Origin of the sequence: Acinetobacter sp. BSP-28 (genome assembly GCF_044130285.1) — a bacterium.
In the GTDB taxonomy this organism is placed as follows: domain Bacteria; phylum Pseudomonadota; class Gammaproteobacteria; order Pseudomonadales; family Moraxellaceae; genus Acinetobacter.
Genome location: NZ_JBIQOB010000004.1, coordinates 139,798 through 164,098, shown reverse-complemented (window position 1 = coordinate 164,098; position 24,301 = coordinate 139,798). Strand labels below are relative to the sequence as shown.

Below are 24,301 nucleotides of genomic sequence, written 5' to 3'. Positions count from 1 at the left end.
AGGTTGCGCAATAAAAAAAGCCCTCAATTGAGGGCTTTCAAACTTACTTAGTGAATCAAGCTATACCTTTGCGTTTTAGCACTTCCAACATGGTTGAACCAAGTTCTGCAGGGCTACGGGTATAAGCCATGCCCGCTTTTTCAAAGGCTGCAAATTTTTCTTCTGCTGTGCCCTTACCTCCAGAAATAATTGCACCCGCATGTCCCATACGTTTGCCTTTCGGTGCTGTTACACCTGCAATATAGCCCACAACCGGCTTAGTGACATGCGACTGAATATATTCAGCTGCTTCTTCTTCTGCGGTACCGCCAATCTCACCAATCATGATAATGGCTTCGGTTTGCGGATCTTCCTGGAATAGTTTCAGGCAGTCAATCTGGTTCATGCCCGGAATCGGGTCTCCCCCAATACCAATACAGGTAGATTGACCAAGACCGAGCTTGGTCGTTTGCGCCACAGCTTCATAGGTCAATGTTCCTGAACGCGAGATAATCCCGATTTTACCTGGTTGATGAATATGACCCGGCATAATCCCGATTTTACATTCCCCTGGTGTAATAATACCCGGACAGTTTGGACCAATTAAACGTGTACCATTCCCATTGCTTTCAAGGTAGCGTTTCGCTTTTAGCATATCTAAGGTAGGTACACCTTCGGTAATGACAACAATGAGTTCAATACCTGAATCTACCGCTTCTACAATGGAATCCAATACAAATGGAGCAGGTACATAAATCACAGAAGCATCTGCACCTGTTTCTTTTACCGCATCTTTCATTGTATTAAAAACGGGAAGATTTAAATGGGTTTGACCGCCTTTACCGGGAGTTACCCCACCTACAACTTTGGTGCCGTATGCCAGTGCTTGTTCTGAATGAAATGTACCATTTTTTCCTGTAAAGCCCTGTACCAATACCTTTGTGTCTTTATTAATTAATACGCCCATGTTTGATACTCCTTAAGCTTTTACAGCAGCGACAATTTTTTCTGCAGCATCAGCTAGACCTGATGCAGAGATTAACGTTAGTCCAGATTCATCCAATAACTTGGCCCCCAGTTCTGCATTGTTTCCTTCCAAACGCACAACGACCGGCACGGCTACGTGAACTTCCTGAACCGCTGCAATGATGGCTTCAGCAATCATGTCACAACGTACAATTCCACCAAAAATATTAATTAAAACCCCTTGTACCGAACTGTCTGCCAAAATAATTTTAAAGGCTTCAATCACGCGTTCTTTGGTTGCCCCACCGCCTACATCAAGGAAGTTTGCAGGCTGCCCCCCATACAATTTGATGATGTCCATGGTCGCCATGGCAAGCCCTGCCCCATTAACCATACAGCCGATGTTGCCTTCCAGAGCTACATAATTCAGGTCATGTTCTGAAGCTTTCAATTCACGTTCATTTTCCTGAGACTTATCGCGCATCGCTGCAATCTCTGGTAAACGATACAATGCATTAGAGTCGATCCCTACTTTGGCATCCACACATAAGATGTCGCCATTTTCACGGACTGAAAGCGGGTTAATTTCAAATAAGGCAAAGTCATTTTCAATAAATGCCTGATAAGCCGCGGTCATGATTTTGACAAACTGATTAATCTGTCCATCTTTTAAATTCAGCGCAAAAGCCACTTCACGAGCTTGAAATGGCAATAAACCCACCAAAGGATCAACTTCAACTTTTATAATTTTTTCAGGGGTTTCTTCAGCCACCTTTTCAATTTCGACACCACCTTCGGTCGATGCCATAAAGGTTACACGACGGCTAGAACGATCTACAACTGCACCCAAATACAACTCGCGTTCAACAGGATAGACATCTTCAGAAACTAAGATGCTGTTGACTGGCTGCCCCTTGGCATCAGTTTGATAAGTCACCAAACGTGTCCCAATGATCTGGTTGGCATAATCTGCGGCTTCTTGCGCAGACTTCACCACTTTTACTCCACCCGCTTTACCGCGCCCCCCGGCATGAACCTGGGCTTTAAGTACTGCAAATTTCCCTCCAAGCTGCTCAAAAGCTTTTACGGTTTCTTCTGCATTTGTTGCCAGGATGCCCTCTTGAACCGGCATACCATATTTTTTTAATAACGTTTTTGCTTGATACTCATGTAAATTCATTGAACAACCTTTTACTACTTTTTTACTTTGTTATAACCAACCAATACCCAGACATCCGTCAAAGCAGTATCAGCATTTTTTAAAATCTATCTTATCTTTATTTTTAGATGATTATTCATACAAAAACAACCATCAAATACAAAAAGAGCGGCCTAAGCCGCTCTTTTTTTGTCTTACTTGCGTTTACGCTGAATCGCGTGAATCGCACGGCCATCTACAGCCAAAGCAGCCTCATGAACCACTTCAGAGAATGTAGGGTGACCAAAAGTCATTAACTGAAGATCTTCAACTGAAGATACAAACTCAAGTGCGATCATACCTTGGTGTACGATGTCAGACGCAGCAGGCCCAATCACGTGCATACCGAGTAAACGATCAGTTTTTGCATCAGCAACAAACTTCACGAAACCAGCATTTTCACCAGCAGCCATTGCACGACCATTCGCAGCAAAGCCGAATTGACCAGTTTTAACTTCGTGGCCTTTTTCTTTCGCTTGCTCTTCTGTTAAACCTACCCATGCCGCTTCTGGATGTGTGTAAATTACAGAGATGATTGTGTCATAGTTCACTTGTGCAGCATGACCGTGAATACGCTCAGCAGCCATTACGCCTTCTTCCATTGCTTTATGTGCAAGCATTGGACCACGTACCAAGTCACCAATCGCATATACGCCTTCAACAGAAGTCGCACACCAGTCGTTTACTTCAACTAAACCACGTTCAGTCAGTTTAATACCGCAGTCATCAGCCAATAAGCCTTCAGCATATGCACGACGGCCTACACAAACGATCAACTTGTCGAAAGTTTGAGTTTTTTCTTCGCCACCTTGGGTATACTTAACTGTAACTTCACGGCCATTTACTTCAGTACCGGCAACTTTAGCGCCAACACGGATATCAAGACCTTGTTTAGTTAAAACTTTTTGGTAGTCTTTAGCCAACGCTTTATCAGCCATTGGTAAGAATGCATCCATTGCTTCAAATACAACAACTTCAGCACCAAGACGACGCCATACAGAACCAAGCTCTAGACCGATAACACCCGCACCAATTACACCTAGGCGCTTAGGCACTTCTTGGAATTCAAGTGCGCCAGTAGAGTCAACAATAATGTCTTGATCTACAGGAGCTACAGGAATATTTACAGGCACAGAACCAGTCGCAAGAATCACGTATTTAGGTTCTAAAACTTGAGTTTCACCTTCGTGAGATACAAACTCAACTTTTTTACCCGCAAGTAATTTACCTGTACCTTTTAACCATTCGATACCATTGCCTTTTAATAGACCATCGATACCCATTGTTAATTGGTTAACAATTTTGTCTTTACGTGCAAGTAATTTTGCAAGATCAAACTTCACTTCACCTGTGGTAATACCGTGATCATCTAAGTGATGCACTGTATCTTCATAACGGTGTGAAGAGTCAAGCAAAGCTTTAGACGGGATACAACCGACGTTTAAGCAAGTACCGCCTAAAGATGGTTTACCTTTATGGATGCGTTTTTCGATACACGCAACTTTGAAACCCAATTGTGCAGCACGAATTGCAGCTTCGTAACCACCTGGGCCACCACCAATTACTACTAAATCAAATTGTTGAGACATTATGCTCTCCAAAAATGGGCCTAGAGGATCACTCTAAGCCCATGGATTTATTCTATAAAATTAAAGATCAAGGATAAGACGAGCAGGCTCTTCTAACAATTCTTTGATTGCTACAAGGAAACCTACCGCTTCTTTACCATCAATTAAACGGTGATCATAAGAAAGCGCTAAGTACATCATTGGCAAGATTTCTACTTGACCATTAACTGCCATAGGACGGTCTTGGATTTTGTGCATACCCAAGATTGCAGTTTGTGGTGTGTTCAAAATTGGAGTAGAAAGCAATGAACCGAAAGTACCACCATTAGTAATAGTGAAAGTACCACCAGTCATGTCTTCAATACCTAACTTGCCATCACGTGCTTTACCAGCATACGCGCGAATACCATTTTCTACTTCAGCGTAGTTCATACGGTCGGTATCACGTAATACAGGTACCACAAGACCACGGTCGCTTGATACTGCTACACCGATGTCATAGTAACCGTGATAAACAATGTCATCACCATCAATAGAAGCGTTTACAGCTGGGTAGCGTTTAAGTGCTTCAGTCGCTGCTTTAACGAAGAATGACATGAAGCCTAGACGTGCACCATGACGTTTTTCAAATGCGTCTTTATATTGAGCACGCATTTCCATGATTGGTTTCATGTTCACTTCGTTGAACGTGGTCAACATTGCTGTTGATTGAGTAGCAGCAAGTAAACGTTCAGCAACACGTTTACGAAGACGAGTCATAGGAACACGTTTTTCGATACGTTCACCAACAGCAACACTTAAAGGCGCAGCAGCAGGAGCAGCCGGTTTAGCTTGATGAGCTGCAACATCTTCTTTAGTGATGCGGCCACCGCGACCAGTACCAGCTACATCGCTCGCTGCAATACCAGTTTCAGTCAATGCTTTACGCACTGCTGGAGCTTGATCAGCAACAGGTTGAGCACGCTCAACAACAGGTGCATTACCCGCTTGAGTTTGTGCAGCAGCTTGTTCAACTTTTTCTTCAGATTGAACTGCTTGAGTTTGCGCAGCGCCAGAAACAGCACCTTCTTCAAACTGTGCAATTACTTCAGCAGAAAGCACTGTATCGCCTTCATTTTTAATGATTGACGCAATTGTACCGTCAGCAGGAGCAACAACTTCTAAAACAACTTTATCAGTTTCGATATCACAGATCACTTCATCACGTGATACAGCTTCACCTGGTTGTTTATGCCAAGTTGCAATCGTACCGTCTGCAACTGACTCTGGGAATACCGGTGCTTTAATTTCGGTTGCCATTATTTAGAATCTCCTGATTGTTCAGCTGCAATCGCGAGTGCGTCATTTATCAGCTGAGCTTGTTGTTTTGCATGCAAATATGGTGAACCACATGCCGGTGCAGCAGAAGCTTCACGGCCTGCGAAGCTGATACGTACTTGTTTACCAGACTTCATCACGTCGTCATATAAACGAGGTGCGATGAATAACCAAGCACCTTGGTTTTTCGGTTCTTCTTGAGTCCAAACCACTTCTTTGATATTGGGATAAGAAGCAAGTACTTCAGCAATACGTTGTTCTGGATATGGGTACAATTGTTCGATACGAACGATTGCAGTGTTATTTAATTCCTGCTCGCGACGTTTTTCAAGCAAGTCGTAATAAACCTTACCACCACAAAGAACCAGACGAGTCACTTCAGACTTGTTGATGTTGTCGATTTCATCGATCACAGTCTGGAATGAACCATTTGCAAGCTCTTCTAGAGTAGAGGTTGCAAGTTTGTGACGAAGCAATGACTTCGGCGACATGATGATCATTGGTTTGCGGATTGGACGAAGTGCTTGACGACGCATCGCATGGAAAATTTGCGCTGGTGTAGTCGGTGTCATCACTTGCATGTTGTCTTCAGCACAAAGCTGTAAGAAACGTTCTAAACGTGCAGATGAATGCTCTGGACCTTGACCTTCAAAACCATGTGGAAGAAGCATGGTTAAACCACATACACGCTCCCATTTGGTTTCGCCAGATGCGATGAACTGGTCAATCACCACCTGCGCACAGTTAGCGAAGTCACCGAACTGAGCTTCCCAGATGATCAAGCTCTTAGGAAGAGTCGTTGCATAACCGTATTCAAATGCAAGTACCGCCATTTCTGACAATAAAGAGTCATAAATTGCAGTACGTGGCTGGTTTTCTTTCAAGTTACACAATGGAATGTAAGTTGAACCGTCTACTTGGTTATGCAATTTCGCATGACGGTGTGAGAAAGTACCACGACCGACGTCTTCACCAGTTAAACGAACCAGGAAGCCTTCATCCAGAATGGTTGCATACGCTAAAGTTTCTGCAGCACCCCAGTTCAATGGCATTTCACCAGTTTGCATTTTCAAGCGATCATCAATCACTTTTGCTACTTGACGTTGCATCACGAAGCCTTCTGGAAGCTCGCGCATTTTGGTGCCAAGTTCTTTTAAGCGTTCGATTGGGAATGATGTATCCCATACGTCTGTGTATTCGTGACCCAGGTACGGAGTCCAGTCAACAAACATTTTGGTGTTTGGTTCAAGTACCAATGCATTAGCAACATGCTTGCCTGCTTCAAGGTCAGCACGGTACTGTTCAACCATTGCATCAGCAGCAGCACGATCCAGAACATTTTGTTGTACAAGTTGGTCAGCATAAAGCGTACGAGTCGTCGCTTTTTTGTTAATGACTTGATACATCATTGGTTGAGTTGCAGCTGGCTCATCCGCTTCGTTGTGACCACGACGACGGTAACAGAACATGTCAATTACAACGTCTTTACGGAAAGTATGACGGAAGTCATGTGCCAATTGAGAAACAAACAATACAGCTTCAGGATCATCACCATTTACATGGAAGATCGGTGCCTGAATCATTTTCGCGATATCAGTACAGTATTCTGTAGAACGTGCATCACGTGGATCAGAAGTTGTGAAGCCCACCTGGTTGTTAACAACGATGTGAACTGTACCACCTACGGTATAACCACGTGTTTGTGACATCTGGAAGGTTTCTTGGTTTACACCTTGACCTGCAAATGCAGCATCACCGTGAACAATGACTGGCAATACATCATCACCGCCAATGTCTTTACGACGTACTTGACGCGCACGTACCGAACCTTCAACTACAGGCCCAACGATTTCTAAGTGAGATGGGTTAAACGCCAATGCCAAGTGAACTTCGCCACCCGGAGTCATCACGTTAGATGAGAAACCTTGGTGATATTTAACGTCACCAGAACCTTTTTTGTGCAGTGATTTACCTTCAAACTCACCAAACAGGTCAGCCGGGTTTTTACCCATGATGTTGACAAGAAGGTTTAAACGGCCGCGGTGTGGCATACCGATCACAACTTCTTTACAACCTACAGAACCTGCACGTTGAATCAGTTCGTTCACCATCGGGATGAAAGATTCACCACCTTCCACACCAAAGCGTTTCGCACCAACGTATTTATTACCGAGGTATTTTTCCAGGCCTTCAGCTGCTGTTAAGCGTTCTAAGACGTGTTTTTTCTGATCAGCAGTGAAACCGAATTGACCTTTTGCACCTTCAAGACGTTGTTGAATCCAGCGTTTTTCTTTAGTGTCAACAATGTGCATGTATTCAGCACCAATAGAAGCACAATAAGTGGCTTCCATCGCCTGAACCATTTCAGCTAAAGTTGTTTCAGTCTTACCGATTGCAAGGTTACCGGTGTTAAATACTGTGTCTAAATCAGACTGAGTCAAACCATGTGCAGCAAGATCAAGATCAGGCACGATTTCACGCTTAGCCAAACCTAGTGGATCTAATTTTGCTTTTTGATGACCACGGTTACGGTAAGCTGCAATCAGTTGTAAAACGCCAATTTGACGACGCTCATGCTCAGAACTTACAGCACTTTGAATTACAGGTTGAACGCGACTTGAGTTGCGACCTAATAAAAGGAATTGCTCACGTACATTGCTATGTGGTTGATCACCTTTAGGGAATTTACCGAAGTATTCTTGCCAGTCAGCACCTACTGAATCTGGAGCCGTCAAATACTGCTCATAAAGTTCTTCAATATACGCTGCACTGTCAGCGCTAAGTTCAGTGTCAAGACGCAGTGCGTCAGCAACTTCTTGCATTTGTGGACCCATTTCCTATTGCAAAAACATTTTCAGGATGCTTTTTAAGCGAACCCATGATTAATAATGTCAAATTGGTAACATGACATTAGTCCCCATCAGGCATCAGCCATGAGGCGTTATCACTACATTAGGAATAACCCAATGTGAATAATGAATCATAACGCCCTCAGCGGCATCATCACTCATTTATATATACTCGACCGAAACCGAGCAATTTTTTGCAAATCGACTTAGAAAAAATAACTACTCGACTTAATTTTTCTAAAGCGATTTATATCTATTTATAAACCTTATACATAACTTCAAATGTTGAAAAAATGTACGTAAATACAGGGCTTTTTTTAAATATAGCTTTGTGTCAAATCGTAACATGTTCTCCAGTTGCAATTGATTTTTTTGACACATACCTCTCATAACTCAGCGAAATACACATCAACTATTTTCATCTAACATATGGTGCTTTATCTCATAATTAGATTCAATCTAGACCAAAGTCCTACCCCACTTCAGCACATATAACAAAAGAGAGCGCAATATTTAAACTGGCCCTCTTTATATGCGTTATATGATAACATTTTAATCTCAATTTTGCAGACTCCAGCTCATAATTAGCGCATTAATCACTAATTCAAACAATCTCTCCACAATCAGATCATTTTTAAGCAAAATTCTGCTTCTGTTTTAATCAATTATATATTTTTTTAACACCCCTACACACCCCTACCTCAGTCTATTAATATAGCCATTTAGTATTCCATACATATTTTTAACTATTAAAAGCATAAAAAAGCACACCCAAAGGTGTGCTTTTTTTGACTGCAACAGATTAACCTGCTTGGTCTAACAACATGCTACGGATGTGACCGATAGCTTTAGTTGGGTTAAGACCTTTAGGACAAACTGATACACAGTTCATGATGCCTTTACAACGGAATAGCGAGAATGGGTCGTCAAGACGAGCCAAACGCTCTTGAGTTGCAGTATCACGAGAGTCAATGATGAAGCGGTAAGCATTCAACAATGCCGAAGGACCCAAGAACTTGTCAGGGTTCCACCAGAATGACGGACATGAAGTTGAACAACATGCGCAAAGAATACATTCGTATAAACCGTCAAGGTGTTCACGCTCTTCAGGAGACTGTAAACGCTCTTTCGGTGGCGCAGGCTGGTTGTTGATCAAGAACGGGTGAATTTTGTTGTACTGATCGTAGAACTGATTCATGTCTACAACCAGGTCTTTAACAACTGGCAGACCTGGAAGTGGACGAACAGTAATCACTTCTGGTAAATCGTTTAGGTTCCAAAGACACGCCAAACCGTTTTTACCATTGATGTTTACACCATCAGAACCACAAATACCTTCACGACATGAACGACGGAACGTTAAAGATTCGTCTTGTACTTTCAACGCAAGAAGAGCATCAAGCAACATACGGTGCTTGTCTGTCAACTCAAGTTTAAAAGTTTGCATGTACGGTGCTTTATCCTTATCAGGATCGTAGCGGTAGATATTAAATGTACGAGTACCTCTACTCATCTTACTTCTCCCAATCAGAATGTACGTGGTTTTGGTGGAATTGCGTCAACCGATAAAGGTTTGTAACGCACTGGCTTGTACTCAAGATGGTTGTCAGCAGAGAACCATAATGTGTGCTTCATCCACTCATCATCACGACGACCATATGGATAATCCGCATGTTCTGGCGGTAATTCAAAATCTACCACTGTATGCGCACCACGACATTCTTTACGAGCAGCCGCAGAGATAAGTGTTGCTTTCGCTACTTCATACAAGTTTTCAACTTCTAAAGCTTCAATACGCGCAGTGTTGAATACTTGAGATTTGTCTTTCAAATGAATGTTACGAACACGTGGCTCGATCGCAAGAATTTGCTTCACACCTTCTTCAAGAAGCGCAGATGTACGGAATACGCCAGCGTGGTCTTGAACGATGTCACGGATTGCATCAGCAACTTCTTGAGCGTTTTCACCTGTCGCTGATTCGTCAAGTTTACGAATACGTGCAACAGTTTGCTCAAGTACAGTTGTAGGAAGTGGCGCGTATTCATCACCGTGGTGTTTAGTCACGTAGTCGATGATGTGTTCACCAGCAGCTTTACCAAATACAACCAAGTCAAGCAATGAGTTTGTACCTAAACGGTTCGCACCATGTACAGATACACATGAACACTCACCAATTGCATAGAAACCTTTCACTGGTTTAGTGAAGTTACGACCTTCCGCATTTGTAGAATAAACATCAGTTTCTTTGTTGTAGTGAGCTTCAAGCGGCGCAGTTTCACGCGACTCAGGCACAACAACCTGACCATGAATGTTCGTAGGAATACCACCCATTTGGTAATGGATTGTTGGTACTACAGGAATTGGCTCTTTAGTAATGTCAACGTTCGCGAATTTCTTACCAATCTCAAATACAGATGGAAGACGTTTCATGATCGTGTCAGCACCCAAGTGAGTCATATCAAGAAGGATATAATCACCTTTAGGACCACAACCGCGACCTTCTTTGATCTCTTGGTCCATAGAACGTGATACGAAGTCACGTGGTGCCAAGTCTTTCAAAGTTGGAGCATAACGCTCCATGAACGGTTCGCCGTCTTTGTTACGAAGGATTGCACCTTCACCACGACAACCTTCAGTCAACAATACGCCTGCGCCCGCAACACCTGTAGGGTGGAATTGCCAGAATTCCATATCTTGTAATGGAATACCTGCACGAGCCGCCATACCAAGACCGTCACCAGTGTTGATATAAGCGTTGGTAGATGCACGGTAAACGCGACCAGCACCACCTGTAGCGAACAATGTTGCTTTCGCTTGGAATACTGCAATTTTACCAGTTTCTTGGTCGATTGCTGTTACACCAAGAACGTCACCTGCTTCGTTACGAATTAGATCAAGTGCGATCCATTCCACGAAGAATTGAGTACCCATTTTCACGTTGCTTTGATAAAGCGTGTGAAGAAGAGCGTGACCCGTACGGTCGGCAGCAGCACATGCACGTGGAACTGCTTTTTCACCGTAGTTTGCAGAGTGACCACCGAATGGACGTTGGTAAATCGTACCGTCTGCGTTACGGTCAAATGGCATACCAAGATGTTCAAGCTCATAAACAACTTGTGGCGCTTCACGAGTCATGAACTCGATTGCGTCCTGATCACCTAACCAGTCAGAACCTTTAACAGTGTCATAGAAGTGGTAGTGCCAGTTATCTTCTTGCATGTTACCAAGAGATGCACCAATACCACCCTGTGCTGCCACAGTATGAGAACGTGTCGGGAATACTTTAGTCAGTACCGCAACCTTCAAACCAGCTTGAGCCAGTTGGTAAGATGCGCGCATACCTGAACCACCACCACCAACGATGACAGCATCGAAAGTTTCGTGTGGAATATTTGTGTAATCTTCTTTAGGGGTTATAGCGCCCATGATATTTTCCTATCAATTCGCCCAAAAAATCTGGATCGCCCAGATTGCATATGCAAATACAGCAATAATGACTGCTGAAGTCAGCACCAAACGCAAGCCTGAAGCTGAAGGACCCATTTGACGAGTAGTCACATAATCCGTGAATACCTGCCACATGCCGATCCAAGCGTGTGCGACAAGAGATAAGACTGCCAATAAAGACATAATCTTCATTGGTAATGTCATCATAAAGCCAAACCATTGTTCATAGTTAAATCCGCCATTAAGAAGGATCCAACCCAATACCACAACAGTATAAACAGCTAATACAACAGCACTTACACGTTGGATAAACCAATCGCGAGAACCTGAACCCGTTAAACCTGTAGCACTTTTCATTAGAGAACAATCCATACAAATGATGCGACAATCGAAATCGCAGCCAAGATCAATGAAATAGTAGCTGCTACACGACCACTTTGCAGTTCTTCAGCAAAACCAAGGTCAGCAAGTAAATGCTTAATACCCATAATGAAATGGAAAAGTAAGCCGGCTACAAATACCCATACAATAAAGCGTACGATGAAGCCGCTAAAGATTGCCTGAACTTCAGCAAAACCTTCAGCAGAAGACAATGATTTGTCTAAAAGCCACAAAAGTACCGGTACAAGTAAAAATACGATGACACCAGAAAGACGGTGTAGAATTGATGCAATAGCCACAGGGGATTTTAAGTTTACTTCTAAAACTTGACCCATGGACAAATTGACAGGTCTGTTGCTTTTCACAGCGGGCATCCTGTAAGTAAAAACTCCATCCGGAGTTTGTTGGAATTAATTCGAAGGAAAGCTAGCATTTTTAGGCAATTACTCTATCCAGTAATACCTAAACTTAAAACGACACTGAATTATAAAACGTGAACTATCAAAACACAAACAGTCACATTTAGCTTTTCCATAAAAAACCATTAAATAAGAATCATTAACATAAAATCCCCTATTCAAGCAGACGAAATACATCTAAGAAAACAGAGCTATATGCTTGGTTTTTATTAAATAAAAGTCGATTTTATTTATCGTTTTTAGCTTTGAGAATTAAATTAATTTATTTAGACTAAAGAAGAACAAAGAATTACTATATTTTACAACAATCTTAGCTATATTTATATCGCCTATAAAAGCTTTTATTTTTAATAAAAATATATGGTATTTATAAAAATTATGTTTATACAACATCATGAAATGAAATAACCACTTAGTCTGTGCATAACTCCCTTAACATGGCAAAATCATGATGGATTTTTCAGCAAAATTATGACTTATTCTTCCACATCCGAACAAATAAACAGCGTTTCAGTACACATTTAGCAGTTATTTTTTAACCAAACAAACTTTATTTTATCCACCATTTATCGCTTTTAATTATGACCAAGAAAGCAGCAAAAACCCCACTAAAAAGATGTAAGTTACGAAAATCAGAATAGTTTAGAATATTAGGTGAAATAAAAAGCTGTTACTTATCAGAGTTTTTAAGAATTAAAAATTGCTTACAATTCCAACAGTATGCATATTTTTTTCTGCAACTTGTTTTCATTTGACTTATTATACTGCGTCGATACTGATATTTTCCTCACAGCTACTGGAATTTTTTTGACCAAATCCCTGTGAGAGCGTCTCTTTATCCATAAGTATAATTGACAAAATTTCAGTACTCACTACTCTTATAGCAAATTTTTGATCCGTCTGATTCGCGCATTAAAAGATTAGTACTACGAGTCGGATAAAACATTCACCAGGACAGGAGATCTATTGAATGTCTGCAGCAACTGGCAAAAAAGCCGTTTTACAGCTTGATGGCAAAGAAATTGAATTACCAATTTACAGCGGCACATTGGGCCCAGATGTAATCGACGTTAAAGATGTGTTGGCCGCAGGTCACTTTACTTTTGATCCTGGTTTTATGGCAACAGCTGCATGTGAATCAAAAATCACATTCATCGATGGCGGTAAAGGTGTGCTTTTACACCGCGGTTACCCTATCGACCAGCTTGCAACTAAAGCAGACTACCTAGAAACTTGCTACCTTCTGCTAAATGGCGAGCTTCCAACTGCTGAACAAAAAGTTGAATTTGACGCTAAAGTACGTAACCACACTATGGTTCACGACCAAGTTAGCCGTTTCTTCAATGGTTTCCGTCGTGATGCTCACCCAATGGCAATCATGGTTGGTGTAGTTGGTGCGCTTTCTGCGTTCTATCACAACAATCTTGACATTGAAAATGTTGACCACCGTGAAATTACAGCAATCCGCTTGATTGCTAAAGTTCCTACACTTGCAGCTTGGAGCTACAAATATACAGTAGGCCAACCATTCGTTTACCCACGTAACGACTTGAGCTACGCTGAAAACTTCTTGTACATGATGTTTGCTACTCCTGCAGACCGTGATTACAAAGTTGACCCTATTCTTGCTAAAGCAATGGACCGTATCTTCACACTTCATGCTGACCACGAACAAAACGCGTCTACTTCTACAGTACGTTTAGCTGGTTCTACTGGCGCTAACCCATATGCATGTATCGCTGCTGGTATCTCTGCACTTTGGGGACCTGCACACGGTGGTGCGAACGAAGCTGTTCTTAAGATGCTCGATGAAATCGGCACTGTAGAAAACGTTGCTGGCTTCATGGAAAAAGTGAAAACTAAAGAAGTTAAACTTATGGGCTTCGGTCACCGAGTTTATAAAAACTTCGATCCACGTGCGAAAGTAATGAAAGAAACTTGTGATGAAGTTCTTGCTGCTCTTGGCATCAACGATCCACAACTTGCTCTTGCTATGGAACTTGAACGTATTGCGTTGTCTGACGAATACTTCATCAAACGTAACCTATACCCTAACGTAGACTTCTACTCAGGTATCATCCTTAAAGCGATTGGTATCCCGACTGAAATGTTTACAGTAATCTTCGCTCTTGCACGTACAGTAGGCTGGATCAGCCACTGGTTAGAAATGCACAGCGGCCCTTACAAAATCGGTCGTCCACGTCAGCTTTACACTGGTGAAGTTCAACGTGACATCCAAGGTCGTTAATTCTTTAAGAATTAATTACTTTAAAAAACCACCCTTTTGGGTGGTTTTTTTATATCTTTCACTAAAGTCATTTTGATGTGATGAATAAAATTTTAATCAGGCTTTTTGAATCAAAAATGGAATACACGCCTCATAGTCAGCACACTCTTGGCCCTGTGCTTTTTTAATAAAATAATCCTGCACCATCTGCGCCTGCTGTTCGATTCCATACTGTAAAAACTGTTTACCCTGTTGCAAGACATAATGGTATTTACGGTCAAATATAGCCTTACGAACCACCGCCAAACCCTGCTGAATTTGCCATACATGGGTTAATTCATGAATTAACCAGGACTGCTTACCCAAAGGCATTTTAGAAAAATCTTCACACCAGTTTTGTGGATGAAAATAAATATTACCATTAGGGCTAATGGCATAATTTTTAATAACTCCGCGATACGCCACAATATGTATAGCATCCAACTGTAAATGCTTACCGAAGACAGAGCTAGCAAGCTGTTTTTCACCCACAGTCAAGGTGCGTCTTTTTACCTCAAGCAATTGATTTAAAACATTTAAAATTAATTTCATCAACCGAACCATCTCATTCAATCACAACAAATCATTTGCCACATGCCCATTTTCGCATTCATGCTGTATTTTTTTGTCTAAATTCAGATTTTTTTTTGTTTTTCTCTCTACAAACGATGCAATTCGTATATAGTATCGAATTGCTAATTATTGATTAATACGTCTATTTTATTTGTCATCACGTATACAGCATTGAACCCATAACCCTAATAAATCTAAGTCTGTGTATACATCCCTATAGGTAATAGGATTAAGTTGGAATGAAAAGTTTTAAAATTGCCCTTGCACAATTCTCTCCGCATATTGGCAATATCGAAGCAAACACTCAAAAGATGCTTGAACAGATAAATGAAGCCAAAAAACAAAAAGCTGATTTAATTCTCTTCCCCGAGCTTTCAACTGTAGGCTACCCTGCAGAAGATTTATTACTCCGTCCTAGCTTGGCAAAACGCACGCAAAAAGCATTTGAACAGCTCAGCCAGGTGAAAGACATTGTGATGGTCTTTGGTTTCGTCAATCAAACTGAAGAAGGTCACCGCTATAACTCTGCAGCGGTCATGAAAGATGGACAAGTGCTGGGTGTTTACAATAAACAGAACTTGCCAAACTATAGTGTCTTTGATGAAAAGCGTTATTTCAGCGAAGGACATCAGCACCTTGTTTTTGAATATTTAGGTCATAGGTTTGGCGTGCTGATTTGTGAAGATATCTGGTCACTCAGTACTGTGCATCAATTATCACAACTGAATGTTGAAACTGCTTTGGTCTTAAATGCTTCACCTTATGAAGTGGGTAAACCGCAACATCGTGTGAGCACAATGAGCGAGCTGGCTAAACAATTGAACATTAATCTGATTTATACCAATCAGATCGGTGGTCAAGATGACCTGATTTTTGATGGCACCAGCTTTGTGATCAATAAAGATGGCAACATTGCTTTACAGGCAGCAAGCTTTAAAGAAGATCTTTATTACGCCGAATATGAAGCTGAACAAAAAGCCTATAAAGTCGGAACAGTAACGCCTGCTTTAGATACCATGGCTGAAATCTATCAAGGTCTGGTTTTAGCAACTCGCGATTATGTTCAGCGCTCAGGTTTTCCTGGCGTGATCCTTGGCTTATCGGGTGGGATCGACTCGGCATTAACACTGGCAATCGCAGTTGATGCCATTGGTGCAGATAAAGTCCAGGCGGTGATGATGCCATATACCTATACTGCGCAAATCAGTGTAGAAGATGCCGCTGCACAGGCGAAAAACATGGGTGTAACTTTCGGTATTGCTGAAATCAATCCAATCGTGAACAGCTTCATGCAAACCTTGTATCCATTCTTTGGCAACAGCCCTGCGGATGCAACTGAAGAAAACCTGCAAGCCCGTGCTCGTGGTACTTTATTGATGGGCTTGTCGAATAAGTTTGGCAATCTGGTGCTATCTACCGGTAACAAGTCTGAACTTTCTGTAGGTTACTGTACCCTGTATGGCGATATGGTCGGCGGTTATGCGGTGCTGAAAGACGTATATAAAACCATTGTCTTTGAACTGGCGAAATACCGTAACAGCATTTCAGAGACTCCAGTAATTCCAGAGCGTGTCATTACCCGTCCACCTTCTGCAGAACTTCGTCCAGATCAAAAAGACCAAGACTCTTTACCTGCTTATGAAGTATTGGATGCCATTCTTTATTCTTATATTGAAGAAGATATGAGCCAGGATGACATTATCGCCAAAGGTTTTGAAAAAGAAGTGGTTGAAAAAGTCATTCGCTTGGTAGATCGCAACGAATATAAACGTCGTCAAGGTGCTATTGGCCCGCGTATTAGTTCACGTGCATTTACCCGTGAACGCCGTTATCCAATCATGAATGGATGGACACCAGGTGTCTAAGCAGGACTTGGCCCAACAGTTTGCTCAAGCACTTATGCTTGAGCAAACCCGCTTTATTAAAAAACAATTATTAGCAGAACAAAATAATCCTTATATCGAAAAATTTGTTCATCATATTTATACCTCTTCAGATCAGATTCTTTTAAAACAGATTATTCAACTTGAAGCGCTACAAGATGTCGTTCAAAAATATGCTTTTGAGTTGAATCTGGGCGCTGAAATTTTAGAATTCATTGGGGTGGTCTCACAAAGAGTTCACCAACTGGCTATGAGCAGCCAGACTCAAATCAACGCGCTACTTTCAGATGAAACCTTTGAACTCTGGATGTACAAGATTCTCGAACTGGATCAGTTGCGTCACTACATCCATGACAATTTGCAGCATAATCCGCAAGTCGAACATGTCAGCTTGCAGTTAGCGAACCAGATTCTTGAAAGTAATACACCGTGGCTGGATCATCTGCGCAAGTTGAATACCCATCAACATGGACTGGGTTCTAAAATCCTGAGTTTTATTCAAGACCAGCAACAGCATATTGAACTCAAACTTGAGCAGCAACTTGCTCAGGCACTGGTCAAACAGCTTGGTCACATCATCTTGCTGCCCAATGAAGAACTTGCCGATATTGCTCTGCATTTATGGGAAGACATAAAGCAGAGAACGTTTAAAGAGACCTTCTCGCAGTTTCAAGCCATCGACTTTGAAGATTTTTTTATTTTAGTCTATGAAACCTGGCGGCAGTTAAGACAAACGGAATACCTGCAACAGGTGGTTTTGGATGTCGTGGCTGGTTTTTATGATTATTTTGCCGACTACAACTTACAGGAACTGTTGCAATCTGTAGGCCTAGATGAAGACGATTTGCATCAAGAGGCTCATCGCTTCCTGCCTTACACACTTCAAGCTCTAGAACAACAAGGCTTATTGGACGGCATCATTCAGGCACTGATTGCACCTTTTTATAGTAGCGAAACCACCCATCAATTTATCGAGCAATATCTTCAAGAAAATTCCTGATTTTTTCTCGAATTTTTTATTTGATATCCACCAATACTTTTTTGACCCACAAAAAAAGAGACCATGCTGAGAGCATGGTCTATAAAAATGGTGGCTATGACGGGACTTGAACCTGTGACCCCCGCATTATGAGTGCGGTGCTCTAACCAACTGAGCTACATAGCCATAAACTGTGTGCGCATTATCTAAATTTCAATGAGTAGCGTCAAGCCCTTTATTTTACGAGTGTTCAGAGTTTGAGCGTTTTAATTTTTTTCAGTTAATATTTAAACAAAACACCTGTTTATTCATGCTATTTTCTGCTTTAAGCGCAAAATTAAAGTACTGAAGATTGAGATAAAAATGAATCCTTTCAAAGTCATCTCTATCGGCTTAATGACCTTCCTGAGTTCCTCATGCCAGCTGATTTCACCCATATTCGTCGATTATAATGGGGTACGCAGAGATGTGGCACGATGGATTAACAATCAACAACTGTTGACCATGCAGCAAAAACGCAGCCTGGCACAGCTCAGTAAAGCGCAGCAAAAGCTATATCGTATTGAACAGATTCCAGAAGATCAGAAATTAACGCTTGCCATGCAAAACCAGATTGCACTGCATTGTGCCCGATTACATCTTACAGAAAATAAAATCAGTCAGTTACAAAGCGTTATTTTTGGGAAAAATGAAAAAGCCGCAATTTTGCAAAAATATACTCAAGAATTTCCCAAAATAAAATTGGATGCCAGAGCAATTCAATGTGAATGACTTGTTTTTTTAAAACATAAATTTTAGACATAAAAAAAGACCACGCTTTTAGAAACGTGGTCTATGAAAATGGTGGCTATGACGGGACTTGAACCTGTGACCCCCGCATTATGAGTGCGGTGCTCTAACCAACTGAGCTACATAGCCAAAACTGTGCGCGTATTATCTATTTCAAACAAACTCATGTCAAGAAATATCACGCAATAATTGTAAAAAAATTAGTGAAGTGAGCCGATAAGCCGGGTTCTGTCGTGAACGATCATTCCTCTAGGCGTACAATCACTCGTACGCTCAAGCGACCTACCCGAATCCAGCACGGGCCGTGCCTGAAGGATTCCTATTTGGTCTTGCTTCTGGTGGGGTTTACCTTGCCGTGAACTGTTACCAGACACGCGGTGCGCTCTTACCGCACCCTTTCACCCTTACCTCACGAATGAGGCGGTCTACTCTCTGCTGCACTTGCCGTCGGCTTACACCGCCCAGGCGTTACCTGGCACCCTGCCCTACGAAGCCCGGACTTTCCTCCCCTGCTTCAATCACGGAGATCTCCACAGCAGCGATCGTCTGGCTCACTTCGGGGCGTATGCTAACAAATTTCAGCACTAATTACTGGTGCTTTTTTGTGCAATCAGCTTTTTATATTTTTCCATCAGTTCATCTGATGATTCCACATGCTTGGGATCATGCGGAATACAGTCGACTGGACAGAACAACTGACACTGCGGTTCATCAAAATGCCCAACGCATTCGGTACATAAATCCGGGTGAATTTCATAAATGACTTCACCCATGAATATCGCCTCATTCGGGCAAACCGGTTCGCATACATCACAATTGATGCATTCATCGGTAATATATAGGGACACGCTACCAACCTTGCTGTTGTTTCTGCTTAAAGGCTGCGACTACTGCTTGCGGTACAAACTGAGCGACATCACCATTTAAGCGGGCAATTTCACGTACTAAAGTAGATGAAATAAAAGAATATTGTTCTGAAGGGGTTAGAAATACTGCTTCAAAACTTGAATCCAGACGGCGATTCATATTGGCCAATTGAAATTCGTACTCAAAATCGGATACGGCGCGTAATCCACGCAGCACTGCTGTTGCTTTTTGTTCACGGAAAAAATTAACCAACAAACCATCAAAGCCGACAAATTCTACATTAGGCAAGTGACTTAGCGATTTTTTTGCTAACTCCACTCGCTCTTCCAAACTAAAAACTGGATTCTTATGATGACCAATGGCAATCGCAACCACCACTTCATCAAACATTTTCGCTGCACGTGACACCAAATCGATATGTCCATTGGTAATTGGATCGAAAGTACCTGGATAAATGACGCGAGATTTAGTCATCCATTTTTACTCTAGTTTTTAGTAGAAGCCTATTTTAGCAAAAACTTTTTTTTTTAGTGAACAATCTCCTTAATTTTGAAAAAACTTCACCTTAGTGCAAGTTTGAGGCAAAATATAACTAATCTTGGAATATGCGTATTATGTCGAAATCAATCGTAGTTAAAAAAAATACTGGTGGCACTATTGCGCAGAACAAGCGTGCTCGCCATGATTATTTTATTGAAGAGAAATTCGAAGCTGGGCTGTCATTACAAGGCTGGGAAGTCAAGTCCTTACGTGCTGGGCGAATGACCATTACCGAAAGCTATATTCTTTTTAAAAACAATGAAGCGTTTTTATTTGGTGCACAAATCCAGCCCTTGTTATCCGCTTCGACACATGTGGTGCCTGAAGCAACCCGCACTCGTAAATTGCTGCTTTCGCGTCGTGAAATTGAAAAACTTTTGGGTGCAGTGAATCAGAAAGGTTATGCCTGCGTACCTTTGGCATGTTACTGGAAAGGTCCCTTAGCCAAACTGGAAATTGCTTTGGTTAAAGGGAAACAGTTACACGATAAACGCGCCACTGAAAAAGATCGGGACTGGCAGCGCGACAAAGCCCGTATCTTCCATAAATAATTTTTCACAAATAAAAAACCTCCATTTGGAGGTTTTTTTTAATCTTCGAATAAATCTGTGATTATTTTAGTTTAGCCAGTAATAAAGCCAAATATTCGCCAAACTGCGTTGCTGTTTGCAAATCACCTTCAGGTGGAGTGATCTCAGCAGGGGCATTATCGGACTGGGTCATTAAACCTAAAAAGCTGGACATGCGGTTAATGTCTTGGGCACTACGACCTGTAGGCATAAAAGGTAAACCTGCCCATAACATGCCATGTTGCATGGCAAACAGATTGATCTGTTGCAATACCGCCAGCTTGTCACCACTTAATCCGCCACCATTGGTGAAACCCGCTGCAATTTTGCCTTGCCAGCTGCGTGCCAGCCAGCGTTTGGAAGACTGCTCCATAAATAGCTTCAAAGCAGCAGTTAGACTTCCCATATAGGTTGGACAACCGAAAATAATCGCATCCGCCTGATCCAATACATCCCAATCCACCTGTTCAGTATTCATGCAATGCACTTGAACACCAGTTTGCTTGGCACCTTGAGCAATGAAAGAGGCAACTTTTGCAGTATGTCCATAGGGGCTGTGATAAACGATGGCAAGAGATTTTGTGGATAAAGACATATCAGTAAAAGCAGTAAATTTTAATTAAGTTTAACAGTTTCAAACCATAAACACGAATGTCGCCATGCGCCCAGTTTTGGCTTCACGGCGATAGGAAAAATATTCCTCTGCCTGCGTATAGGAGCACTGATCGCCGCCCAGCACTACATCAACACCCTGTTGTTTTAAGATCAACCGTGCAATGGCATACAGATCGGCATAAAACTTCCCGGCTTTTTCACCCGCTTTAAAAGCACTATCCAGTTCAGGGTATTTAGAGCAGAAAGCAAGTTTGACTTCTTCACCAACTTCAAAACAAGGCTGACTGATCGCAGCACCCAACCATGCCCAGGTCGGCTGGGTTTGCATGGCAGCAATGGTATTTTCAACAATACCATGGGCCAAACCTCGCCAGCCGGCATGCAAATTTGCAACTTCGCTACCATCGGCATTACCCAACACCACGGGCAAACAGTCTGCAGTCATCATCATTAAAGCATGCGCTTTACGCTGTGTGACCAGTCCATCCCCTTCCAATGCCTGAAAAGGGATTTCTTGATTGATGGTATGACAAATGGTGCTATGGGTTTGCGTCATCCAGGTCACTTTATCGACCCCAAATTCAGCAAACTCTGCCAGCAAAGCCATCCGGTGCTGCTGTACACGCTTTGCATCATCACCCACATGCAAGGCCAAGTTAAATCCTGCAAGTTCAGGTTGAGCCGAGGCCAGCATTTTTGCATGATGCACTCGCGTCTGCCCAACATATACACCTGGTGGAAGCCCTTGAACAAATTGCATGTCTATTTCCCTGTCCTTTTCCTTGTGGTTCATACCAGGCGATCAAACTGCTTAGTAAGCTTTATTTTCACTACGCAATACTTCAACAAGTTGTGCAAAGTCATCTGCCCATGGCGCTTCAAACATCATTTCCTCACCACTGCGCGGATGAATCAGCCCAAGTTTCGATGCATGCAAGGCCTGACGTTTAAAGCCGCGTAAAGTAGCACCCAGTAATTCTGAAGCACCGGCCGGTACACGAACACGACTCATATAGACCGGATCACCGACCAGACCAAAGCCCAGATAACTAAAGTGCACACGAATCTGATGGGTACGACCGGTTTCCAGACGTGCCTGTACACGGGTGAAATGCTGAAAGCGTTCTTTCACGTTGTAATGGGTCACTGCATCTCGACCACCCGGCAACACGGCCATTTTTACACGATCAACCGGATGGCGCTTGATTGGCTCATCAATAGTACCGCCCGCAATAATGTTACCGTACACCACCAGATCATAGAGACGATATACCGATTTCTTTGCCAATTGCTTGCTTAAAGAAAACTGTGCTTCCAGATTTTTTGCTACTACTAGCAAACCGCTGGTGTCTTTATCAATACGGTGTACCAGGCCAGCACGTGCCAGTTCGGCAGATTTTGGATAATGATAAAGCAAGGCGTTCACCAAAGTACCCGAAGTGTTTCCTGCCCCCGGATGCACCACCATACCGACCGGTTTGTTAATGACAATAATATCGCCATCTTCATACACCACATTTAAGGGAATATTTTCCGGCAGGCTTTTGGTTTGAACTTCCAGCTCAACATCCAGCGTGAGCAGTTCATTGCCTTCACATTTATACTTGGGTTTGACAGTGTTACCATTTACCAACAAATGGCCATCTTTCAGCCACTGCTTCAATTTTTCACGAGAAAAATCGCTCCAGACTAGCGCTGCAACCTGATCGATACGTTGCCCCAAATAACTTTCATCCAATTGAAATTGCAACGATAAACGTGTTGCAGTTGAGTCTGAAGTATGGTTATCTGCATCCTCAGAATCTTCAAGTAAATTGAAATCAGTTTCAGGGAAATTAGAATTAGAAGATTGTGCTTGACTCATTTGCTCATTCAGACAAAAGTGGTTTAATAGCGCAATTGTAGCTCATTGCCAGTATTAACAGAGGAATTTTTATGTCGTTACCACGTTATAAAATGACAATGCTTGCTTTATCTTTAGGCGTTGCGTCGGCAATAGTGGGCTGTAGCAGTAATCCAAAGAAAGAAGTTGTGGACACAGGACCGCAGTCTAGCGAGCAAGTGTATATCCAAAAAGCAGAAAAAGCGCTTGAACGCGGACAATATACCGATGCGGCCAAACATCTTGAAGCTATAGATACCTATTATCCAACAGGTGACTATGCGCAACAGGCACAACTGGAATTGTTATACGTTAAATTTCAACAAAAAGATTATGAAGGCGCAGTTGCCCTGGCTGAGCGTTTTATCCGTTTGAATCCGCAGCATCCCAATGTGGACTATGCCTACTATGTTCGTGGCGTAGCGAACATGGAACAAAACTATGATGGCCTGTTGCGTTATACTTCATTAAAACAGGCGCACCGTGATGTCAGCTATTTAAAAGTCGCTTACCAGAACTTTGTCGATTTCATCCGTCGTTTCCCATCAAGCACTTATGCTGTCGATGCCGCACAGCGCATGAAATTCATTGGTACTGAACTGGCTGAAAGTGAAATGAACGCGGCACGTTTTAATATCAAGCGTAAAGCATGGCTAGCGGCTATTGAACGTTCCCAATGGGTGGTGGAACACTATCCACAAACTCCGCAAGTTCCTGAAGCTTTAGCAACCATGGCCTATGGTTATGACAAGTTAGGTGATACGCAAACTTCACAGCAGTATATTGAGGTGTTAAAGCTGAATTATCCACATCTGGTTAAATCAGATGGTAGCGTGAATATGCGTGCTGCGCATGGTGAAGGTAGCTGGGTTAACCGTGCCACTTTAGGTATTTTTGGTCGTGAAGCGCAAACCTCTACCGAGGCAGAGCAACAGCAAAATTTAGAGCAGAGTGAAAAACGCAGTTTCACTAATCGCATCAGTTTTGGCTTGCTAGACCGTCCTAAAACTGAAAGCAGCATTCCTGCCGCACCAGAGCAACAGCCTCAACAAGAAACACCAACCGAGGCTCCAGCATCAGAATAAGCTTGGCTTATTGGTCGCATTTTCATGAAGGGCAAGTTATCATACTTGCCCTTTTGTTATTTCAATGTGTCATATTGATCATTTTGCGCAAAAGGTATACAAATTAACTTTTAACCGATGACGCAATTT

At 42.3% G+C, this 24,301-nt stretch carries 21 protein-coding genes, 2 tRNA genes and 1 other RNA gene; 6 read left to right on the top strand and 18 right to left on the bottom strand.

What is annotated here, in order from left to right; genetic code table 11:
• Positions 1-55: 55 nt before the first annotated feature.
• From sucD to sdhC, 9 genes are all read right to left on the bottom strand, one after another.
• Positions 56-946, bottom strand: a complete 891-nt coding sequence (sucD, locus tag ACE01R_RS04395) for a succinate--CoA ligase subunit alpha (protein ID WP_395547282.1) — start codon at positions 944-946, stop codon at positions 56-58.
• A 12-nt stretch (positions 947-958) separates the two neighbouring features.
• Entirely contained in the window at positions 959-2,125 is a 1,167-nt protein-coding gene (gene sucC / locus ACE01R_RS04390; protein WP_395547280.1) for an ADP-forming succinate--CoA ligase subunit beta, read from the bottom strand.
• A 173-nt stretch (positions 2,126-2,298) separates the two neighbouring features.
• Entirely contained in the window at positions 2,299-3,732 is a 1,434-nt protein-coding gene (gene lpdA / locus ACE01R_RS04385) for a dihydrolipoyl dehydrogenase (RefSeq protein WP_395547278.1), read from the bottom strand.
• 60 nt (positions 3,733-3,792) lie between these two features.
• Positions 3,793-5,010 carry a 2-oxoglutarate dehydrogenase complex dihydrolipoyllysine-residue succinyltransferase gene (gene odhB, locus ACE01R_RS04380; RefSeq protein ID WP_395547276.1) on the bottom strand — a complete coding sequence of 406 codons (1,218 nt, stop codon included), beginning with the start codon at positions 5,008-5,010 and terminating at the stop codon, positions 3,793-3,795.
• On the bottom strand, positions 5,010-7,850 hold the full coding sequence (locus ACE01R_RS04375) for a 2-oxoglutarate dehydrogenase E1 component (RefSeq protein WP_395547963.1): 2,841 nt from the start codon (positions 7,848-7,850) through the stop codon (positions 5,010-5,012). Before ACE01R_RS04375 ends, odhB begins: the two co-directional genes overlap by 1 nt.
• Positions 7,851-8,679: 829 nt before the next feature.
• Positions 8,680-9,390 (bottom strand): succinate dehydrogenase iron-sulfur subunit, encoded by a 711-nt coding sequence (locus tag ACE01R_RS04370; RefSeq protein WP_092819987.1) that lies wholly within the window; start codon positions 9,388-9,390, stop codon positions 8,680-8,682.
• Between the two features lie 14 nt (positions 9,391-9,404).
• A complete protein-coding gene (locus ACE01R_RS04365) occupies positions 9,405-11,303 on the bottom strand; it encodes an FAD-binding protein (protein ID WP_395547275.1) in 1,899 nt (632 codons plus the stop codon).
• Positions 11,304-11,315: 12 nt separating this feature from the next.
• Positions 11,316-11,681: a succinate dehydrogenase, hydrophobic membrane anchor protein gene (gene sdhD, locus ACE01R_RS04360; RefSeq protein WP_092819989.1), complete on the bottom strand. Its 366-nt coding sequence runs from the start codon at positions 11,679-11,681 to the stop codon at positions 11,316-11,318.
• Complete coding sequence (gene sdhC / locus ACE01R_RS04355; protein WP_131273317.1) at positions 11,681-12,079, bottom strand: succinate dehydrogenase, cytochrome b556 subunit; 399 nt, start codon at positions 12,077-12,079, stop codon at positions 11,681-11,683. Before sdhC ends, sdhD begins: the two co-directional genes overlap by 1 nt.
• Before the next feature lie 1,015 nt (positions 12,080-13,094).
• On the opposite strand from sdhC, the gene gltA reads away from it, so the two are divergent.
• Positions 13,095-14,372 (top strand): citrate synthase, encoded by a 1,278-nt coding sequence (gene gltA, locus ACE01R_RS04350; protein WP_395547273.1) that lies wholly within the window; start codon positions 13,095-13,097, stop codon positions 14,370-14,372.
• A 96-nt stretch (positions 14,373-14,468) separates the two neighbouring features.
• Here the strand turns inward: gltA and ACE01R_RS04345 are convergent, their stop codons facing one another.
• Positions 14,469-14,942 (bottom strand): type IV secretion protein Rhs, encoded by a 474-nt coding sequence (locus ACE01R_RS04345; RefSeq protein WP_395547269.1) that lies wholly within the window; start codon positions 14,940-14,942, stop codon positions 14,469-14,471.
• Between the two features lie 260 nt (positions 14,943-15,202).
• Here ACE01R_RS04345 and ACE01R_RS04340 point away from each other — a divergent pair, with 260 nt between their 5' ends.
• Positions 15,203-16,828, top strand: coding sequence for an NAD+ synthase (locus ACE01R_RS04340; protein WP_395547254.1), 1,626 nt, complete (start codon positions 15,203-15,205; stop codon positions 16,826-16,828).
• Positions 16,821-17,846 (top strand): hypothetical protein, encoded by a 1,026-nt coding sequence (locus tag ACE01R_RS04335; RefSeq protein ID WP_395547226.1) that lies wholly within the window; start codon positions 16,821-16,823, stop codon positions 17,844-17,846. Before ACE01R_RS04340 ends, ACE01R_RS04335 begins: the two co-directional genes overlap by 8 nt.
• An 88-nt stretch (positions 17,847-17,934) precedes the next feature.
• On the opposite strand, the gene ACE01R_RS04330 is transcribed toward ACE01R_RS04335, so the two are convergent.
• A tRNA-Met gene (locus ACE01R_RS04330) sits at positions 17,935-18,011 on the bottom strand.
• A 177-nt stretch (positions 18,012-18,188) separates the two neighbouring features.
• Between ACE01R_RS04330 and ACE01R_RS04325 the strand changes: the two genes are divergently transcribed.
• Positions 18,189-18,596 carry a hypothetical protein gene (locus tag ACE01R_RS04325; protein WP_395547208.1) on the top strand — a complete coding sequence of 136 codons (408 nt, stop codon included), beginning with the start codon at positions 18,189-18,191 and terminating at the stop codon, positions 18,594-18,596.
• Between the two features lie 70 nt (positions 18,597-18,666).
• Here ACE01R_RS04325 and ACE01R_RS04320 read toward each other — a convergent pair.
• From ACE01R_RS04320 to coaD, 4 genes are all read right to left on the bottom strand, one after another.
• Positions 18,667-18,743 (bottom strand) — tRNA-Met (locus tag ACE01R_RS04320).
• Positions 18,744-18,815: 72 nt separating this feature from the next.
• An RNA gene (rnpB, locus tag ACE01R_RS04315) (RNase P RNA component class A) lies at positions 18,816-19,172 on the bottom strand.
• A 26-nt stretch (positions 19,173-19,198) separates the two neighbouring features.
• A complete protein-coding gene (locus ACE01R_RS04310; RefSeq protein WP_395547198.1) occupies positions 19,199-19,462 on the bottom strand; it encodes a YfhL family 4Fe-4S dicluster ferredoxin in 264 nt (87 codons plus the stop codon).
• Between the two features lies 1 nt (position 19,463).
• The gene (gene coaD, locus ACE01R_RS04305) at positions 19,464-19,955 is read right to left on the bottom strand and encodes a pantetheine-phosphate adenylyltransferase (protein ID WP_395547171.1); all 492 of its coding nucleotides are present in this window, start codon (positions 19,953-19,955) and stop codon (positions 19,464-19,466) included.
• Positions 19,956-20,095: 140 nt separating this feature from the next.
• Here coaD and smpB point away from each other — a divergent pair, with 140 nt between their 5' ends.
• Complete coding sequence (gene smpB, locus ACE01R_RS04300; protein ID WP_092819720.1) at positions 20,096-20,572, top strand: SsrA-binding protein SmpB; 477 nt, start codon at positions 20,096-20,098, stop codon at positions 20,570-20,572.
• A gap of 61 nt (positions 20,573-20,633) precedes the next feature.
• Here smpB and ACE01R_RS04295 read toward each other — a convergent pair whose 3' ends face one another.
• The 3 genes from ACE01R_RS04295 to rluD are packed head-to-tail and all read right to left on the bottom strand — an operon-like array spanning position 20,634 to position 23,069.
• A complete protein-coding gene (locus tag ACE01R_RS04295) occupies positions 20,634-21,185 on the bottom strand; it encodes a flavodoxin family protein (protein ID WP_395547132.1) in 552 nt (183 codons plus the stop codon).
• 39 nt (positions 21,186-21,224) lie between these two features.
• Entirely contained in the window at positions 21,225-21,965 is a 741-nt protein-coding gene (gene pgeF, locus ACE01R_RS04290) for a peptidoglycan editing factor PgeF (protein ID WP_395547131.1), read from the bottom strand.
• Between the two features lie 51 nt (positions 21,966-22,016).
• Positions 22,017-23,069 (bottom strand): 23S rRNA pseudouridine(1911/1915/1917) synthase RluD, encoded by a 1,053-nt coding sequence (gene rluD / locus ACE01R_RS04285; RefSeq protein WP_395547108.1) that lies wholly within the window; start codon positions 23,067-23,069, stop codon positions 22,017-22,019.
• Between the two features lie 71 nt (positions 23,070-23,140).
• On the opposite strand from rluD, the gene ACE01R_RS04280 reads away from it, so the two are divergent.
• A complete protein-coding gene (locus ACE01R_RS04280; protein ID WP_395547080.1) occupies positions 23,141-24,172 on the top strand; it encodes an outer membrane protein assembly factor BamD in 1,032 nt (343 codons plus the stop codon).
• Positions 24,173-24,301: the final 129 nt, after the last annotated feature.

Coding starts and splice junctions, on each gene's coding strand:
- sucD (WP_395547282.1), bottom strand. CDS start 946: ATGGGCGTATTAATTAATAAAGACACAAAGGTATTGGTACAGGGCTTT.
- sucC (WP_395547280.1), bottom strand. CDS start 2,125: ATGAATTTACATGAGTATCAAGCAAAAACGTTATTAAAAAAATATGGT.
- lpdA (WP_395547278.1), bottom strand. CDS start 3,732: ATGTCTCAACAATTTGATTTAGTAGTAATTGGTGGTGGCCCAGGTGGT.
- odhB (WP_395547276.1), bottom strand. CDS start 5,010: ATGGCAACCGAAATTAAAGCACCGGTATTCCCAGAGTCAGTTGCAGAC.
- ACE01R_RS04375 (WP_395547963.1), bottom strand. CDS start 7,850: ATGCAAGAAGTTGCTGACGCACTGCGTCTTGACACTGAACTTAGCGCT.
- ACE01R_RS04370 (WP_092819987.1), bottom strand. CDS start 9,390: ATGAGTAGAGGTACTCGTACATTTAATATCTACCGCTACGATCCTGAT.
- ACE01R_RS04365 (WP_395547275.1), bottom strand. CDS start 11,303: ATGGGCGCTATAACCCCTAAAGAAGATTACACAAATATTCCACACGAA.
- sdhD (WP_092819989.1), bottom strand. CDS start 11,681: ATGAAAAGTGCTACAGGTTTAACGGGTTCAGGTTCTCGCGATTGGTTT.
- sdhC (WP_131273317.1), bottom strand. CDS start 12,079: ATGCCCGCTGTGAAAAGCAACAGACCTGTCAATTTGTCCATGGGTCAA.
- gltA (WP_395547273.1), top strand. CDS start 13,095: ATGTCTGCAGCAACTGGCAAAAAAGCCGTTTTACAGCTTGATGGCAAA.
- ACE01R_RS04345 (WP_395547269.1), bottom strand. CDS start 14,942: ATGAAATTAATTTTAAATGTTTTAAATCAATTGCTTGAGGTAAAAAGA.
- ACE01R_RS04340 (WP_395547254.1), top strand. CDS start 15,203: ATGAAAAGTTTTAAAATTGCCCTTGCACAATTCTCTCCGCATATTGGC.
- ACE01R_RS04325 (WP_395547208.1), top strand. CDS start 18,189: ATGAATCCTTTCAAAGTCATCTCTATCGGCTTAATGACCTTCCTGAGT.
- coaD (WP_395547171.1), bottom strand. CDS start 19,955: ATGACTAAATCTCGCGTCATTTATCCAGGTACTTTCGATCCAATTACC.
- smpB (WP_092819720.1), top strand. CDS start 20,096: ATGTCGAAATCAATCGTAGTTAAAAAAAATACTGGTGGCACTATTGCG.
- ACE01R_RS04295 (WP_395547132.1), bottom strand. CDS start 21,185: ATGTCTTTATCCACAAAATCTCTTGCCATCGTTTATCACAGCCCCTAT.
- pgeF (WP_395547131.1), bottom strand. CDS start 21,965: ATGCAATTTGTTCAAGGGCTTCCACCAGGTGTATATGTTGGGCAGACG.
- rluD (WP_395547108.1), bottom strand. CDS start 23,069: ATGAGTCAAGCACAATCTTCTAATTCTAATTTCCCTGAAACTGATTTC.
- ACE01R_RS04280 (WP_395547080.1), top strand. CDS start 23,141: ATGTCGTTACCACGTTATAAAATGACAATGCTTGCTTTATCTTTAGGC.